We start from the raw sequence: 15,659 nt of genomic DNA on the forward strand, positions 1-15,659 counted from the left end.
AGACGGATCAGCCGTCTTTCTGGTCGTAGGCCGTGCCCCAACCCCATGCTCCCGAGCCAAACCCGCGCGCGACGACACGCTCGCGGTAGATGGCCGAGACGACATCGCCGTCACCGGCGAGCAGGGCCTTGGTGGAGCACATCTCGGCGCAGATGGGCAGTTTGCCCTCGGCGATCCGGTTGCGACCATATTTGGCGAACTCTGCGGTCGAGTGTGTTTCTTCGGGGCCACCGGCGCAGAAGGTACATTTGTCCATCTTGCCGCGCGATCCGAAGTTGCCCGCCTGCGGGTATTGCGGCGCGCCGAAGGGGCACGCGTAGAAGCAATAGCCGCAGCCAATGCACAGGTCCTTGGAGTGCAGGACGACGCCTTCTTCGTTCTGATAGAAGCAGTCGACCGGGCACACCGCCATGCAAGGCGCATCCGAACAATGCATACAGGCCACCGAGATCGAGCGTTCGCCCGGATTGCCGTCATTGATCGTTACCACCCTGCGGCGGTTGATGCCCCATGGCACCTCGTGTTCGTTCTTACACGCGGTGACACAGGCGTTGCACTCGATACAGCGTTCAGCGTCGCAGAGAAATTTTGCTCTTGCTGCCATTTTTCTCTTCTCCTCCTTACGCTGACCAGATCTTGCAGAGAGTCGCTTTGGTCTCCTGCATCTGGGTCACTGAATCATAGCCATAGGTCTGGGCGGTGTTGGTACTTTCACCCAGCACATAGGGATCGGCACCCTTGGGATATTTCTCCCTCAGGTCCTCGCCCTGGAAATGGCCGCCAAAGTGGAATGGCATGAAGGCCACGCCGGCACCGACCCTGTTGGTCAGCATCGCCATCACCTTGACCTTGCCACCCTCAGGACCTTCGACCCAGACCTGCGATCCGTCCCGAATACCAAGGTTATTGGCATCGCGCGGATTGATCTCGACGAACATGTCCTGCTGAAGCTCGGCCAGCCACGGGTTAGACCGTGTCTCATCACCACCGCCTTCATATTCGACCAGACGACCTGACGTTAGGATTATCGGATAATCCTTTGAAAAGTCGTTCTTTTGGATCGAAGCGTAAAGGGTGGGCAGACGATAGGCCTGACGGTCCTCGTAGGTTGGATAATCCTCCACCAGATCGCGCCGGTTCGTGTAGAGCGGCTCGCGGTGCAGTGGGATCGGATCCGGGAAGGTCCAGACAACCGCGCGGGCTTTGGCGTTCCCGAAGGGCGCACAGCCATGAGCGATCGCGACCCGCTGGATACCGCCGCTGAGGTCGGTCTTCCAGTTGGTCTCTGGTCCCGCAACGGCGTCGATCGCCGCGCGTTCCTCAGCCGTGAGGTCTCCATCCCAGCCAAGGTCCATCAGCATCTGCATCGTGAATTCGGGATAACCATCCTGAATTTCCGATCCGACGCTGTAGACCCCTTCGGCCAGCAGGTTGTCACCATCGCGTTCCACCCCGAAACGGGCCCGGAAGGTCAGGCCGCCTTCGGCCACCGGCTTGGACATGTCATAGAGGTTTGGAGTCCCCGTATGACCCATCTCAGGCGTTCCCCAGCAAGGCCAAGGCAGACCGTAATACTCGCCGTCGTTAGGTCCACCAATGGCTTGCAGCGTGGTTCTGTCGAACGTGTGCTGGTTGGCCATGTGGCTTTTCAGACGTTCTGGCGACTGACCGGTATAGCCGATGGTCCAGAGGCCCGAGTTGAACTCACGCGTGATGCTTTCAACATTCGGGGTTTCCGGGTCGTCCATCTCGATGTTGCGGAACAGACGATCCGCCCAGCCGAATTTATTGGCGAACTTGGCCATGATGACCTCGTCCGGCAAGCTTTCGAACAGGGGATCCACCACCTTGTCGCGCCATTGCAGCGAGCGGTTCGAGGCCGTGACCGAGCCACGGGTTTCGAACTGGGTACAGGCTGGCAACAGGTAAACGCCATCAGTACGGTCCTGCAGAACGGCGGAAACGGTGGGATACGGGTCGATCACGACCAGCATGTCCAGCTTCTCCATCGCCGTCTTCATTTCCGTCATCCGGGTCTGTGAGTTGGGCGCGTGGCCCCACAGAACCATTGCGCGGACGTTGTTGTCCTGATCCATGTTGGCCGGGTCTTCCAGAACACCGTCGATCCAGCGGGAGACCGGGATGCCGCGCTCATTCATCAGCGGCTTGTCCTTGCCTTCCTTGTCCTTGATCGTGGCGAACTGACCTTTCAGCCAATCGATGTCCTCACCCCAGACGCGGCTCCAATGGCCCCATGCCCCTGCGGACAGCCCGTAATAGCCGGGCAGGGTGTGGGACAGAACACCAAGGTCCGTCGCGCCCTGCACGTTGTCATGGCCGCGGAAGATGTTTGTGCCACCACCCGAGGTGCCCATGTTGCCAAGTGCCAGCTGAAGCACGCAGTAGGCGCGGGTGTTGTTGTTGCCGTTGGTGTGCTGAGTGCCACCCATACACCAGACAACGGTGCCGGGGCGGTTGTTCACCATGGTCCGGGCAACGCGGCGCAACTGCGAACCGGGTGTGCCGGTGACGCGCTCAACCTCATCCGGGGTCCACTTGGCAACCTCTTCCTTGATCTGGTCCATACCCCAGACACGGGTGCGGATGAACTCTTTGTCTTCCCAACCGTTGTCGAAGATGTGCCACAGGATACCCCAGACCAATGCGACGTCGGTGCCGGGACGGAAACGGACATATTCATCCGCATGCGCCGCGGTGCGCGTAAAGCGCGGGTCGCAGACGATCAGAGGCGCGTTGTTCTGCTCTTTCGCACGCAGGATATGCAGCAGCGAGACGGGGTGCGCCTCGGCCGGGTTACCACCGATGATAAAGATGGCTCGGCTGTTGTGCATGTCGTTATACGAGTTGGTCATGGCGCCGTAGCCCCATGTGTTCGCAACGCCCGCAACAGTGGTCGAGTGGCAGATACGGGCCTGATGGTCCACGTTGTTCGTGCCCCAATAGGCGGCGAACTTGCGGAACAGATAGGCCTGTTCGTTGTTGTGCTTCGCAGAACCCAGCCAGTACACACTGTCCGGCCCGGATTCCTGACGGATGTTCATCATGCCGTCGCCGATCTCGTTGATCGCCTCGTCCCAGCTGATGCGCTTCCACTCTCCGCCTTCTTTTTTCATCGGATATTTCAGGCGGCGTTCGCCATGGGCGTGTTCGCGGACAGCAGCCCCCTTGGCGCAGTGCGCACCCAGGTTGAACGGGCTGTCCCAACCGGGTTCTTGCCCGACCCAGACACCATTTTGCACCTCGGCAACGACTGTACAACCGACCGAGCAGTGAGTGCAGACGGATTTGATATTCTCAACGGCCTGGTTTGCCGCCGTCTGGGCGCTGGCTTGCGTCACGGTTCCACCCGTGGCGCTGATCGCGGCAAGGCCGCCGATCGTCAGGCCCGAGCCACGCAGGAATGCGCGGCGATCGACGGTTTTCTCGCCGACCTGGGACAGGATACTTGTCCGCTGGGGGCGTCTCGCAACCCCGTTGGTCTTTTTCCTAAGCATTGTTTTCCTCCCTTGCGCGCCGTGTCAGCCACGGCTGGCTTGGTACTTCGCGAACCGACATCAGGGCCAATCGCAACCGTCTGTCGGGTAGTTGACATCGTCCGGCTGGTGCGCCGGGCGCAGTCGTCGTGCTGAAAGCGCGCTTTCAAGTGACTTAGAAGCGCGCGCTTTCCAGATACGCGCGGGTATGCGCGGTGTCCTGCATGCGGGTCTCGTCCGTCGGCAGCTCGGCTGCTTCGGCTTGACCGCTCAGGCTGGCGGCGGCGACAGCAGCGGGCGCTGCGGTTCCGGCCAGTTTGAGGAAGTCGCGGCGGGTTGCGCCTTCTTCCTTGGTCTTGCTCATGGGTGTCTCCTTTCCCATTTGCGATCTGGCGCCTGTTTGGGCGCCGGTGAGTGGCGGGTTATGCCGCCGTCATTCGGAACGCCTCACGCTCGATCTCCATGAACACACGACCGGCCGTCCCGACCGAGGCATAGAGAACCGAAGCTTCGGCAGCTTCCAAATCCGAATAGAAATGTGCGGCCCAAGGGCCGATATGTTTGTTCCAGAACGCTTTTTGATCGTCGAGTGAGGCAGCGGTTCCAAACCGGCCCACGATCATGCCCGCCATAATCTCCATCAGCGAGGCGATGTTATCTTCGGGCTCGAATACGTTCTTGGCACGGGTGATGCCGCGCACGGCCATGTCATTGCGCAACTGAGCCAGAGGTTTTTCGTTCAGGAACCCGGTCAGGTAAAAGCTGGCATAGGGCAGCAGTTCACCACGGCCCAACCCGATGAACAGCGCGTTGAACTCGCGTTCTGCTGAGGCGGGTTTGGTCACTTTGGCCACCCGTGCCATGGCTTGAATGGCCTGACCCAGATCGGTGTCATCGCCGCTGAGCCCCGCCATCTGATCCAACAGCAATTGATCCGGCGGGCCAGCCAGCAGCAGACCCAGAAAGTTGTAGAAATCCGCGCGCAGCCGATCCTCGGCCGAGATATCCATGTGTTGCGCGTTGCTTGCGGTCATCCGTTATCCTTCGAATTCAAATCTCATGCGGCGCGGGGCCGGGGTATATGGCTCGTCCTCTGGCTCTTCCGCTTCGGCCAGAGCCATCGGTTCCGGCGCTGGTTCAGGTCCGGCGAGGGTGGCGGGTTCTTCTTCCTCGACAGGCTCGGGGGCGTCGATTTCAGGCTCATCCTCTTCGGCTGCCAAAGCCTCAATATGCGCCAACATCCCTTTGCCGACCTGATAAGCGGTTTGGAGGTTTTCGATCACACAAGCGGCATCGGTGTAGTCTTCGCCGTAGTCAACCAGTCCGTCCACGTTGGCCAACACAGGATTCAGCCGCCACAGCCGACGCAGGGCACGGCGGCGCAAGCGGTCGGGGACTGCCTTGGCCATGAAGCCCGACACATCATCTCCGGCCTGTAACTGATCGGGGTCGGGCAGGTTGAACTCGGCCAGAATTTCGGCGTCGCTCTTTTCTTCCAACTCGGCCTGTTGCGTCGCAATGGTTTGTTGTTCCACCGCGATCGCTTCGGCCTCGGTTTCTGCCCGAACGGCTGCCTTGCGGCGGGACCAGAAATCGCGGGGTTGGGTCATTGCAGCACCTTCCTCGGTGCGCGGTAGACGTCCGAGGTCTGCCGAATACGCGCATCCCCCTTGCCGTCCTCCACAAGGTCCGTGCGTTTCTTGTCACGACGGCGTTTGATGAAAACCTCATCCCGGTGGTGTTCCAAGGTGAAATCCCGAACCCAGGCGATCAGGCCTTCGGTCATGGGGATTTTCTCAACGATCTCTTCGCCGGTATCTGCATAATCCTGCCCCTCGAACGGAGAGGCGGTGATCAGCGCCGCATCCATCGGGCGGTTGCCGTCCAGATCGTTGCGCAGAACCAGATAAACGGAAGGCTGCCCATCGGAGAGATTGACCATGTAAGCTTCGGTCTCATCGGCCCAGAGGGTCAGGGGCAGGGTGGCGGCGTGGTATTCTACGGCATCGCCTTCGCGCCGAAGCTCGACCCAATCAGCAGGGCCAGCGCCGGGCAGCACGGCAACCGCGCGCCAGTTCCACTTCGCCCAGCGAGTAACGCCGGGTGTTTTGCGCACGATGACGCCAACAGGCATTTCAATACGGCTTGCGGCCTTGGCCACTGGCTCCTCCCCGTAAGGCTCTCCCCTGCCTTACCCTAAGTCTACTATGGTACACATAGGCCGGCTCTGCCAAGTCTCAATCGCGTGAAAAACCTCTTGTACGACTAAAGTTTAACAAGTGAAATTCCGACGATTTGAATCAGGAAAATAAGCGCTCCAAAAGAATTTAACCTGCGAACTGTCATGTTTCGCAAAGACTGGATTGCCAGCCGGGCGATACCATCTAAGGTAACAAGTCAGGAAGCTGTCCGGGGGAGGGACATGGCCACCAAACTTATTCTATGTAACTGCGAAGGCTCGCAGCAGGTGGATGCCGACCGTATCGGCGCGGCCACCGAGTTGGAGTGCAGCAAAACACACACCGCCCTTTGCACACGAGAGCTGGGTGTTGTCGCGGAGTTTATGAAGGGGGATGACCAACTGCTGATCGCCTGCGGGCAAGAGCAGGAGGTGTTCCGCGATCTGGCCGAGGATCTTGAGGTTGAACCACCCGCCTTTGTTGATCTGAGGGACCGCGCGGGCTGGTCTGACCAATCTGGTGATGCGGCCCCCAAGATGGCAGCCCTGGCGGTCGAGGCGATGGTGCCGATGCCCATTTCGCCCAGTGTTGATGTGATCAGCGAGGGGACTTGCTGTATTGTCGGTCCGGCCGAGGTCGCCTTTGATCTGGCCGAGCGTTTGGCGACCACGCTGGCGGTGACTGTTGTGACGGGTGATGAGACCTCACCCATCAGCCGCAGCTTTGACGTGGTGCGGGGGCAGGTCCGCTCGGTTTCGGGCGCATTGGGCGGGTTTGCCCTGCGGATCGACGGGTTGCAGCAAATTGCCCCGGGTGGTCGTGGGGCGTTTGGCTGGACCGATCCGCGCGACGGGGCGCAGTCGGCCTGTGACATCCTGATTGATGTGGCCGGAGAAACGCCACTCGTTCAAGCTCCGGCCAAGCGCGAAGGTTATTTGCGGGCGGACCCGCGCGACCCGCTGGCCGTCTCCAAACTGGCGTTTGATGCAGCGCAGCTGGTGGGGACGTTCGAAAAACCCCTCTATGTGCGTCTTGAGGAAACTCTGTGTGCCCATTCGCGGGCCGAGCAGGTGGCCTGTACCAATTGCCTTGATATCTGCCCGACCGGGGCCATCACGCCCGCCGGAGAGCATGTTGCCATAGATCCCATGATCTGTGCTGGCTGTGGGGCGTGCGCTGCGCTGTGCCCCTCGACCGCAATCACTTACGAGGATCCGCCTGTGTCGGCGGTGCTGTCGCGGATGCACGTCTTGGCCCGAACCTATCGCCGGGCCGGAGGCTCCGCTCCGCGTCTGCTGGTGCATGACGCCCACGGCGCCGAGATGATCCGTCTTGCCGCGCGGTTCGGACGTGGACTTCCCGCAGATGTCATTCCGATGGAGTTGAGCGTCATTTCCGGCTTCGGCCACGCCGAGATGCTGGCAGCATTCGCCCATGGTTTTGCACGGGTCGACATCCTGCTTGCGCCGAAGACGGAGCGGGATGCGCTGGACCGCGAGCTGGAGCTTGCACAGGCGATCGCGCCGGTCGCGGGGCTTGGACTTATTGATGAGGCCGACCCGGATGCGATGAGCGATCTGCTTTATGCTCAAGACGTACCTACGGCACTGACCGACCCGGTTCTACCGTTGGGCAACCGCCGACAAATCGCCCGGCTAGCGGCGCAGGCTCTGAACCCTAAGGCCGAGGAACCTCTGGCTTTGCCACAAGGCGCACCCTATGGGGCCGTCGCTGTGGATACGGAGGCGTGTACGCTGTGCCTAAGCTGTGTGTCGCTCTGCCCATCGGGGGCTTTGATCGACAACCCGGACAAACCGCAGCTTAACTTCCAGCAGGACGCCTGTTTGCAATGCGGTCTGTGCCGCAACATCTGCCCCGAGGATGCCATTGCGCTGGTTCCCCAACTGGACCTGAGCGATGCGGCGTTGTCTCAGCAGGTGTTGAACGAGGAAGAGCCCTTTGAATGTGTCGAATGCGGTGCCCCGTTTGGTGTGAAGTCAACGGTGGAGCGGGTCATGGAGAAGCTGTCGGGGATACACCCGATGTTTGCCTCGTCCGAGCAGGCGCGGATGATCCAGATGTGCGACAATTGCCGGGTGGGCGCGCAGTTCAACATGCAGGACAATCCGTTCCAGTCCAATCCGCGGCCCAAGGTTGTGACGACGGATGACTATTTCTCAAAACGGAAGGATCATTGATGCTGCAGTGGCGCGCCGAGATCCGCTGCGCTGATGACCGAGACAAAGGCCAGAATGGCGTCCAGATCGTCCAGCGTCATCTCAACAGGGTGTATGGGCGACGGACGCGTCGGATCGAAAGGGGGCGTCAACCCTTCGATCTGCGTGAAGGCCGGGTGGGGGTTCAGCGCGAAGAAGGCCTGAAACCTCTCGTCCCAATCGGGCAATGTGCGCAACACGGCGAAAGAGGGGGTCGAGCCAAGCCCATTCATGCGGTTCTGCGGGCCGATCACATGACAGCGTCCGCAATGGGTCATCGAAAGCTCCTCACCCAATGCGGTATTGCCGTCGATGACTTCGGAGGCCTCGGCGCTGGCAACCTCGAAACTGGCACTAAAGGGCGGGCCTTGATCCGGGGCAAAGCTTTCGATCGTACGCTTGCCGATATCCGACAGCAGCCAGTCGCGAAAGCGTGCCTGTTTCGGGTCGTCCTGAATGCGCAGGTGATAGACGATCTCGCCACGCGCAAAGACCGGATCGCCCTCGGCACTGGTGTTCAACGACATAATGCCCTCAGCATCGCTGATTACCCGTATCCCGGTCTTGAGTGAAAAGCGCGGAAGAATATGTTGCAAAAGGCCCGAGTTCGAAACTTCACTCGGGCTGGCCAGGCCAATCGCGTCTTGCGCCCCGGAAGGGGTGGCGGAGAGCGTCAGGCTGAGGCACAAAAGGAAAAAGCGCATGCCCAAGCCTAATCGCCAAAAGGCAAATGCGTCAAATGAACGAAAAGAGACGGAGACACATGCAATGAAAAGCAACCATGCGATGGGGCAGGTTATGGGGATGATGGCATGAGTGTCCGTGACGCGGTTCTTGCAAATTTGAAAAAGATTACCGACCCGGTTTCCGGTCAGGATATCGTCAGCGCTGGTGTTGTGCGCGCCCTGAATGTCGAAGGCGATACCGTGCGCTTCGTACTTGAGATCGACCCCAAACAGGCCGAACGGATGGAGCCTGTGCGCGCCGCCGCTGAGCAGGCTGCGCAGATGGTCGAGGGTGTTTCGAAAGTGTCGGCTATGTTGACCGCGCATTCCGATAAGGGTCCACCGGATCTGAAGCCAAAACCAAAGCCCTCTCAGACCGGTCCGCAGGCAGTTCCCGGCGTGGATCGTATTATCGCCGTTGCCTCGGGCAAGGGTGGGGTCGGCAAGTCCACCGTATCCGCGAACCTCGCCTGTGCCTTGGCGGCCGAGGGGCGGCGTGTCGGGTTGCTTGACGCGGATGTCTATGGCCCGTCACAGCCTCGGATGCTCGGTGTCTCGGGACGCCCGGCCAGCCCGGATGGCAAGACGATCCTGCCGCTGCGCAATCACGGCGTCACCATGATGTCGATGGGTCTGATGACCAACGAAGGGCAGGCGGTCGTTTGGCGCGGTCCCATGCTGATGGGTGCGCTGCAACAGATGATGAACCAGGTTCAATGGGGCGCGTTGGACGTGCTGATCGTTGACCTGCCACCGGGCACTGGTGACGTGCAACTGACGCTCAGTCAGAAGTTCCAGGTGGATGGGGCCATCGTAGTCTCAACCCCGCAGGACGTTGCGCTGATCGACGCCCGCAAGGGGATCGACATGTTCAACCAACTCAAGACACCGATCTTCGGTATGATCGAAAACATGTCGACCCATATCTGTTCCAACTGCGGGCACGAGGAACACATCTTTGGCCATGGCGGTGTCGCCTCCGAGGCCGAGGCGCTGGGCGTGCCGCTTTTGGGTGAAATCCCGCTGCATCTGGATATCCGGATGGCCGCGGACGGAGGGGCGCCTATCGTGGTCAGCAAACCCGAAAGCCCACAGGCCGACGCGTTCCGCAAGATCGCGCGCGACCTGATCGCCAAAGGCAACGCATGAGCGAACCGGTCTTTCCCCCTCTGCTGACAGGTCATCCCGCCAAGGGTGGGGAAGACCCGTTCGAAAAGGCCCAGGCCATGGCGGCGCTGGGCTGCGATTCCGGTTCGGTCGTGTACAATATTCAGGCCGATCGCCTGCGCGCGGCCATCGTATTCGCGCCCGAGGTCGTCTTGCAGGACGCCATGGCGATGCTACCGCTGTGTGCCGTCGGGTTTCAGAACGCGCTGGGCGCTCTGGCCCCGCCAGAAGTGGCGGTGCATCTGGGCTGGGATGGCCTGATCTGCGTGAACGGCGCGAAATGTGGGCAGTTCCATGTTGCCGCGTCGACCAGCGATCCCGATCAGATACCAGACTGGCTGGTCGTCGGGTGGGAGTTGGTACTGCTGCAAACCAGCGATGCGCCCGGCCAAACGCCGGACGTCACCGCGCTTTATGATGAGGGCTGCGCCGAGGTTTCGGCAACCCAACTGGTGGAAAGCTGGTCGCGGCATATGCTGACCTGGCTCAACCGCTGGTCTGAAGACGGCAACGCACCGCTACACGGCGAATGGCTTGGCCTTCTGCGCGGCGTCGGAGAACCGATCGAGGGGCAGGGCGTGTTCCTTGGCACGGATGAACGGTTCGGCATGCTGATCCGCGACAAGGATGAGACTCACTTGCGCCCGCTCACAAACCTATTGGAGGCGACCTGATGAAACTGGCCCGCGCGATTCACTTCGACGAAAGCGACATGAACGTGTTCCACTCGCCCGCGCGTACGGGGGAATGGTGCATCTCGGGCGGGTTTGAGTTCTCAAATTGGGGGCAGGGAGACCTAGAAGGCAAGGCCCGTCAGGCCTTCGCCAATGGCTGGCTGGGGTTAGAGACCTTCGGGCGTGTGACCTTTGTGGCCGTCACCCAGATCGAACCGGCCGAGAAAGATCAGATCGTTGAAAATCTGGCCGAGCATTTCGTGAAATTCTACGGCGCACCGTCGGTCGAGGCTGCGTTGGGTGTGGCGCAATCAGAGATAGATCATATGTCCGAGCTATGCGAAGAACACGCCGCCAACACGTTGGTCACCGTTGCGCGTGAATTGACCGAAAGTGGTGTGCATGAAGCGTTCCGCGTGATCACTCCGCAGGAAACGCAGCTTGAGGCTCTGGCGGTTCACGGCTCGCTGGACGACTGAGGGCCGTCAGATCAGGTCGACAAATCCGCCGAACTGACCGCGCTTGAAGATCAGGCCCTGGCCCGTGCGATACATGACCTGATCCACATGGCCAACCATGATCAGGTGATCGCCCGCTTCGTGGCAGGCGTGCAAATGGCAGTCAAACCGTGCGAGGCAATTGGCGAGCTGAGGCCGGCCCATATCATCTGCGCTCCAGTCTGCATGAGAGAAATCTTCTCCGTCCCGCGCGAACCGCAGGCTTTGGTCCTGCTGCTCTTGTGCCATGACATGGATGGAATAGTGCTGGCAGTCCGAAAACGCGCCGAACCGGTTGGATTCCTTGGCCAGACACCACAGGACCAGCGGTGGGTCCAGTGAAACCGAGGTGAAGGAGTTCACGGTGATTGCACGCGGCCCAAGTGCCGTCTGTGTTGTGACGACCGTAACACCTGTCCCGAAACACCCCAGCGCTTCACGAAACGCGGTGCTTTGATCAGGGGTCGGGATAAAAGTCTTCTCGGTCATTGCACATCTGTTCTCTGCCCGATCGTCAGGTGCCATGACCGTTCCGTATTGTCCATGGTAACTTTGGTTCATCACGTTGAAAATTAGGGTCAGGACCCATTCAGCTTGCGCCACTGGCGCGCGAACGGCAAAAAAGCAGTGGTTTTGATCGCGCCGGGACTGGCGGTGTCAATTCCAAGCGATCAAAGCCGCTGCTTTGCAGCGGTTCACACGTCCGAAGGATTTGGCTGATTTTGCTTTTGAACTGCGTTACTTCCCTTTGAAATAGAACCTCTATTCCTGCAGGGAAGTGCCTTGTCAGAACCAAAATCAGCCAAACCAGTGGCGCAAGATGACTGGGTCCTGACCCAAGGTCAGTTCAGGTCCTCCAACAAGCGACCGTGTTTGCGGGTCTCGGTGATGATCGCGCCGAATGTGGTGATATCCCGCGCTTTCAGCATGGGCAGCATCCGCACAAGCGCCTCAGCCGTGGCCACCGCATCCCCCAGCGCCGTGTGGCGGAGCGCTTCGGGAATTTCTACGTCCAAACGGTCACATAGCGCGTCCAGCGTATGCGTCTCGCTGGCGCCAAACAGGACAGCAGACAGAAGTACGGTGTCCAGAATTGGGTGATCCCATTCAACACCCATCCGCGTGGCGTGGCGGCGCAGGAATGCCATGTCGAATGGCGCATTGTGGGCAACAATCACGGCGTCCCGTGCGAATTGATGAAAGATGCGACCAGCCTCACCAATGTCGGGCGCACCTTGTACCATCTGGTCGCTGACCTTGTGAACCTTGGTCGAGGCTGCTGGAATTGGGATGCCAGGATCGACCAACATATCGATCCGCTCGCCTTCGACAATGCGTCCTTTCACGACCCGGACCGCGCCGATCTGAACGATCTCGTCCTTGTGCGGCAAAAGACCGGTGGTTTCGGTGTCAAAGACTACAAAGCAAAGATCTTCAATTGTTTGGCCCTCGAAACTGTCCGAGGCGGACATGTTCAACAGATCGAAATCATAGACCAGCGGGCGCGCCGCGTCCGGGGCGATCTGCGCAGCGCTGTCGTCGAAAATCAGCATGTATCCGGGCGCATCTCCCAAAGGTTTCACGCGCGCGGAATAGCTCTGAGCTCCGTCGATGCTGGTCAACGTACAGGTGACGTCCTGACCGGTTTTGACCAGTTTCGAATAAGCGGCATACAGCGCGTCAGGCTGTAGATAATCCTCAAGCGCGGCGTTCAGACGGGGATGTGCGATCTGGGCCAGAACCTCGGCCGCTTGCGCATCATAGAGGACGATCTTGTGGTTCGGGCTGGCGAGCAGCATGGCAACCGGAATCTCAGTCAACAGGGCGGTTAGCCTGTTCTTTTCGGCAGCCAGTTGGGCGGTCTCGGATGCGACTGCCTCGGCCACGCTGAGCGTCTTGTGCGACAGCTGATCCGCCAGCCCAGCGGCGGCCGGGGCAAGGTCGCCCAGGTATTTTGCCGTCTGCACATCCATATTGCTGCTAACCCCGGCATGAGCGCGCGCGCGCAATTCGGCAGAGAGACGCTCAATCGGTTTTGCGACATTGTCGTCAAACAGCAACCAGACACCGGCGATCAGAGCCAACAGCCCAAAGGCAATTACGATCCCGGCAAAAAGGAACGGGTCGAACAGGGCGGGGTTGCCCTCGCGGGCATAGCTGAACCAAAGCGCCAGAGCGCTGACCGCCAGCCCACCCGCCGCTAACAGGCAGAAGAACAGAAAGATTCTCAGACGCAGGCTCAACTTGGTCAGCATGATCAAACTCCGCAGGTGGCCTCAATGATGGGATCGCCGGTTCCGGCCTTGATCCAGTCGGCATTCAGAACGCGGCCATCATCGCCAAACTCGGCCCCGTCGGCCAGATTGGCCCGCAGGTTTTCGGCGCAGTTTACGACAACTGGAACCTTCGAGACCGGCGCCCAGCGGCCAAAGAAATAGAGCTCGACCAGCCGTTCATCCGGAACTTGTTCGTTCTTGCGCACCGAGTCTGTGTCGATGGCCGCGAACCTGTCCACGAAAGGCACGGCATAGGTCCAGGGGCGGTAAATCGCGCGGCTTTCGACCTCTTGGATGATGCTGACACTGTCCGGCAGCGTTTCGCGGGTGCGGTCGTACCACGAGTATTCGCTGGCGATCGTCATTCCGATCATGCCCAGCCCCGCAGCGACCGGCGTGGCCCACCGGGGCAACCGCCCGCCGGTCAGCTTGTTCAGCACCAGCACGATCCCGGCAAAGGCAAAGCCCGCAAATATCGTACCGATCAATTCCAGAAACATTGGTCTTCTCCACCCTTCGGGCGTTCCTCGCCCAGTCTTTTCAATTCAAATACGGTCGCCGAGGGCGATCCTGATCTCTCGTTTCTAACCCAGCATTCCCTTGCCATGACCGACAGCGGATTGCATGGTTTTCACAACCACAAACGCGTCCCTCAGGTGGCTGCGCTCAAAGTCGGACAGGTTTGTAGGTGGCAAGTAATTGTCTGGTTTTTCCCCGGATTTGACCAGTGCGACCTGATGTTCCAGCCGGGTTTCAGCAATCAGATCATAGGCGTCCAGCAAATCACGCGCACCGGATGGGCTGAGGACACCTGCGGCCTCAGCCGCCTTCAGGCGGGCGCGGGTATTGGCCTCGGGCAGTTTGCCCTGCAGGCTGTAAATCCGTGCCAGATCGACCACGGGTACTACGCCGTTATGTTTCAAATCCAGCGTATTGCGATGCTCGCCCGAACGTATGGTGGCAAACCCCCGTAACAGACCCAAAGGCGGCGTGTGTTTCAGAGAATTCCCGATCATATGCGCAACAAAAATCGAATTCGAATTGGCTGCGTTCAGCGTATCGGCCTGAAGATCGGCGAACAGCTCGAACGCGCCGCCGATAGGGCGCAGGTCAAACATGACCGAGGCCAACATCTGCGCTTCGGGATTTGGTTTGGCAATCCACCCCTTGAAATAGTCGCGCCAGACATGCTGCGGCTGACACCAGCGCGGATTGGTCGCCATCATGTCACCGGGGCAGTAGAAATAGCCGCAGGTATCCAGCCCGTCCGAGACATATTTGGCGAGTTGCGTGAAATAGGCCATGTCATCTTCGGTCACCGCATCGTCCAATATCAGGCAGTTGTCCTGGTCGGATACACCTGTCTGTTCCTGCCGTCCTTGCGATCCGCAGGCCAACCACAGATAGGGCACCGGCGGCGGCCCCAGTTCGGCTTCAGCAAGGCTCAGCAGCCGACGTGTGGCCGTGTCTGCAATATCCGTGATCAGCCGTGTCACGATTTCATGCCGGTTGCCGCCCGCAACCAGCTGCACCAGCAGCTGAGGAATTTCTGCCGTGACCTTGGCCATTACCTCGGCATTGTCGGCATGGGCAATTCGGCGAACAAGCTCGGCCGAGTTCACGGCCTGATAGTGCGTCAGGTCTGTCTGCGTAACGACCCCGACCAGACGTCCGCCCTCGCAAATCGGGATGTGGCCGATCCCGCGCTCCATCATGACGTGCAGCACATCCGAGCCGATATCCGAAGGCGAAAGGGTGGTTGGGTTCGGCGTCATGATCTGTGAGATCGGAGTATCCGCCGGCATCGCGTCGGCGACGAACTTGCCCGAGATATCACGTAGGGTGGCGATGCCTACCAGACCTTCGGCCTCTGTCACGCATAGCGACGAAATCCCTTTGTCGCGCATCAGGCGCGCGGCGTCGCGCACAGTCGTGGCCGGAGGGCAGGTGGCCGGATTGTGCGCCATCAGGACATCAATGGCGCTGGTCGCCAAACTCTGCGGACCGCTGCGTCCCCCGCGTGAGCGATCGAAAAACTTCGAGACCACATCATGCTCGTTGATCAACTCTCGTACCAGTTCAGGTGGAAGCACGATCAGCACAGATGGGGTATGGGCGCGGGCCTTTGTCGCGGCTTTGCCGTTTTTCAGTAGCCCGCGTTCACCAAAGGAATTGCGCAATCCCAGATGCGAAACGACCTCGTCGTTCTCATCCGTGATTTCAACCTGTCCTTCATAGATCACGAATACGCCGGGCAGTTTGTGGCCCAGATCGTAAACAGGGTAGTCCTCATCTACCTCCCAGACCTCGATCTGTCTGGCGACTTCATCCAGCACGTCGGCGGGCAGGGCGTCGTAGGGATGTACGGATTCCAAAAACCGGGTGATCTGGTCATGGGACAGGGGCATCTAAATACTCCGTGGAACAAAA

Annotated in this window: 15 protein-coding genes; 4 read left to right on the forward strand and 11 right to left on the reverse strand. The window is 59.9% G+C overall.

What is annotated here, in order from left to right:
* Positions 1–7: 7 nt before the first annotated feature.
* The 6 genes from fdh3B to J7394_RS01975 form a co-directional block, all read right to left on the reverse strand.
* Complete coding sequence (gene fdh3B, locus J7394_RS01950) at positions 8–604, reverse strand: formate dehydrogenase FDH3 subunit beta (RefSeq protein ID WP_170376582.1); 597 nt, start codon at positions 602–604, stop codon at positions 8–10.
* A 16-nt stretch (positions 605–620) separates the two neighbouring features.
* Positions 621–3,515, reverse strand: a complete 2,895-nt coding sequence (locus J7394_RS01955; RefSeq protein WP_209250553.1) for a formate dehydrogenase subunit alpha — start codon at positions 3,513–3,515, stop codon at positions 621–623.
* A gap of 154 nt (positions 3,516–3,669) precedes the next feature.
* Entirely contained in the window at positions 3,670–3,858 is a 189-nt protein-coding gene (locus J7394_RS01960) for a ubiquinol-cytochrome c reductase iron-sulfur subunit N-terminal domain-containing protein (protein ID WP_170376587.1), read from the reverse strand.
* Positions 3,859–3,916: 58 nt separating this feature from the next.
* On the reverse strand, positions 3,917–4,528 hold the full coding sequence (locus J7394_RS01965; RefSeq protein WP_209250555.1) for a molecular chaperone: 612 nt from the start codon (positions 4,526–4,528) through the stop codon (positions 3,917–3,919).
* Between the two features lie 3 nt (positions 4,529–4,531).
* Entirely contained in the window at positions 4,532–5,104 is a 573-nt protein-coding gene (locus tag J7394_RS01970) for a DUF3306 domain-containing protein (RefSeq protein WP_209250557.1), read from the reverse strand.
* Positions 5,101–5,655 carry a DUF3305 domain-containing protein gene (locus J7394_RS01975; RefSeq protein WP_170469868.1) on the reverse strand — a complete coding sequence of 185 codons (555 nt, stop codon included), beginning with the start codon at positions 5,653–5,655 and terminating at the stop codon, positions 5,101–5,103. The genes J7394_RS01970 and J7394_RS01975 overlap by 4 nt, the downstream gene beginning before the upstream one ends.
* Positions 5,656–5,916: 261 nt before the next feature.
* On the opposite strand from J7394_RS01975, the gene J7394_RS01980 reads away from it, so the two are divergent.
* The gene (locus J7394_RS01980) at positions 5,917–7,872 is read left to right on the forward strand and encodes a 4Fe-4S binding protein (RefSeq protein ID WP_209250559.1); all 1,956 of its coding nucleotides are present in this window, start codon (positions 5,917–5,919) and stop codon (positions 7,870–7,872) included.
* Here the strand turns inward: J7394_RS01980 and J7394_RS01985 are convergent.
* Entirely contained in the window at positions 7,866–8,594 is a 729-nt protein-coding gene (locus J7394_RS01985; RefSeq protein WP_209250561.1) for a cytochrome c, read from the reverse strand. The genes J7394_RS01980 and J7394_RS01985 overlap by 7 nt on opposite strands.
* A gap of 108 nt (positions 8,595–8,702) precedes the next feature.
* Between J7394_RS01985 and J7394_RS01990 the strand changes: the two genes are divergently transcribed.
* The 3 genes from J7394_RS01990 to J7394_RS02000 are packed head-to-tail and all read left to right on the forward strand — an operon-like array spanning position 8,703 to position 10,935.
* Complete coding sequence (locus tag J7394_RS01990; RefSeq protein WP_209250563.1) at positions 8,703–9,764, forward strand: Mrp/NBP35 family ATP-binding protein; 1,062 nt, start codon at positions 8,703–8,705, stop codon at positions 9,762–9,764.
* The gene (locus tag J7394_RS01995; RefSeq protein ID WP_209250565.1) at positions 9,761–10,456 is read left to right on the forward strand and encodes a biotin/lipoate--protein ligase family protein; all 696 of its coding nucleotides are present in this window, start codon (positions 9,761–9,763) and stop codon (positions 10,454–10,456) included. The genes J7394_RS01990 and J7394_RS01995 overlap by 4 nt, the downstream gene beginning before the upstream one ends.
* Positions 10,456–10,935 (forward strand): DUF6505 family protein, encoded by a 480-nt coding sequence (locus J7394_RS02000; protein ID WP_209250567.1) that lies wholly within the window; start codon positions 10,456–10,458, stop codon positions 10,933–10,935. The genes J7394_RS01995 and J7394_RS02000 overlap by 1 nt, the downstream gene beginning before the upstream one ends.
* Before the next feature lie 6 nt (positions 10,936–10,941).
* Here the strand turns inward: J7394_RS02000 and J7394_RS02005 are convergent, their stop codons facing one another.
* The 4 genes from J7394_RS02005 to J7394_RS02020 form a co-directional block, all read right to left on the reverse strand.
* Positions 10,942–11,442, reverse strand: a complete 501-nt coding sequence (locus tag J7394_RS02005) for a flavin reductase family protein (RefSeq protein ID WP_209250568.1) — start codon at positions 11,440–11,442, stop codon at positions 10,942–10,944.
* 353 nt (positions 11,443–11,795) lie between these two features.
* Positions 11,796–13,208, reverse strand: coding sequence for an exonuclease domain-containing protein (locus J7394_RS02010; RefSeq protein WP_209250570.1), 1,413 nt, complete (start codon positions 13,206–13,208; stop codon positions 11,796–11,798).
* A 2-nt stretch (positions 13,209–13,210) separates the two neighbouring features.
* The gene (locus tag J7394_RS02015; protein WP_170376630.1) at positions 13,211–13,729 is read right to left on the reverse strand and encodes a hypothetical protein; all 519 of its coding nucleotides are present in this window, start codon (positions 13,727–13,729) and stop codon (positions 13,211–13,213) included.
* Between the two features lie 84 nt (positions 13,730–13,813).
* Positions 13,814–15,637: a DUF294 nucleotidyltransferase-like domain-containing protein gene (locus J7394_RS02020; RefSeq protein WP_209250572.1), complete on the reverse strand. Its 1,824-nt coding sequence runs from the start codon at positions 15,635–15,637 to the stop codon at positions 13,814–13,816.
* Between the last annotated feature and the right edge of the window lie 22 nt (positions 15,638–15,659).

The sequence above is a fragment of the Ruegeria sp. R13_0 genome (genome assembly GCF_017743995.1).
GTDB lineage: Bacteria > Pseudomonadota > Alphaproteobacteria > Rhodobacterales > Rhodobacteraceae > Ruegeria.

Coding starts and splice junctions, on each gene's coding strand:
- fdh3B (WP_170376582.1), bottom strand. CDS start 604: ATGGCAGCAAGAGCAAAATTTCTCTGCGACGCTGAACGCTGTATCGAG.
- J7394_RS01955 (WP_209250553.1), bottom strand. CDS start 3,515: ATGCTTAGGAAAAAGACCAACGGGGTTGCGAGACGCCCCCAGCGGACA.
- J7394_RS01960 (WP_170376587.1), bottom strand. CDS start 3,858: ATGAGCAAGACCAAGGAAGAAGGCGCAACCCGCCGCGACTTCCTCAAA.
- J7394_RS01965 (WP_209250555.1), bottom strand. CDS start 4,528: ATGACCGCAAGCAACGCGCAACACATGGATATCTCGGCCGAGGATCGG.
- J7394_RS01970 (WP_209250557.1), bottom strand. CDS start 5,104: ATGACCCAACCCCGCGATTTCTGGTCCCGCCGCAAGGCAGCCGTTCGG.
- J7394_RS01980 (WP_209250559.1), top strand. CDS start 5,917: ATGGCCACCAAACTTATTCTATGTAACTGCGAAGGCTCGCAGCAGGTG.
- J7394_RS01985 (WP_209250561.1), bottom strand. CDS start 8,594: ATGCGCTTTTTCCTTTTGTGCCTCAGCCTGACGCTCTCCGCCACCCCT.
- J7394_RS01990 (WP_209250563.1), top strand. CDS start 8,703: ATGAGTGTCCGTGACGCGGTTCTTGCAAATTTGAAAAAGATTACCGAC.
- J7394_RS01995 (WP_209250565.1), top strand. CDS start 9,761: ATGAGCGAACCGGTCTTTCCCCCTCTGCTGACAGGTCATCCCGCCAAG.
- J7394_RS02000 (WP_209250567.1), top strand. CDS start 10,456: ATGAAACTGGCCCGCGCGATTCACTTCGACGAAAGCGACATGAACGTG.
- J7394_RS02005 (WP_209250568.1), bottom strand. CDS start 11,442: ATGACCGAGAAGACTTTTATCCCGACCCCTGATCAAAGCACCGCGTTT.
- J7394_RS02010 (WP_209250570.1), bottom strand. CDS start 13,208: ATGCTGACCAAGTTGAGCCTGCGTCTGAGAATCTTTCTGTTCTTCTGC.
- J7394_RS02015 (WP_170376630.1), bottom strand. CDS start 13,729: ATGTTTCTGGAATTGATCGGTACGATATTTGCGGGCTTTGCCTTTGCC.
- J7394_RS02020 (WP_209250572.1), bottom strand. CDS start 15,637: ATGCCCCTGTCCCATGACCAGATCACCCGGTTTTTGGAATCCGTACAT.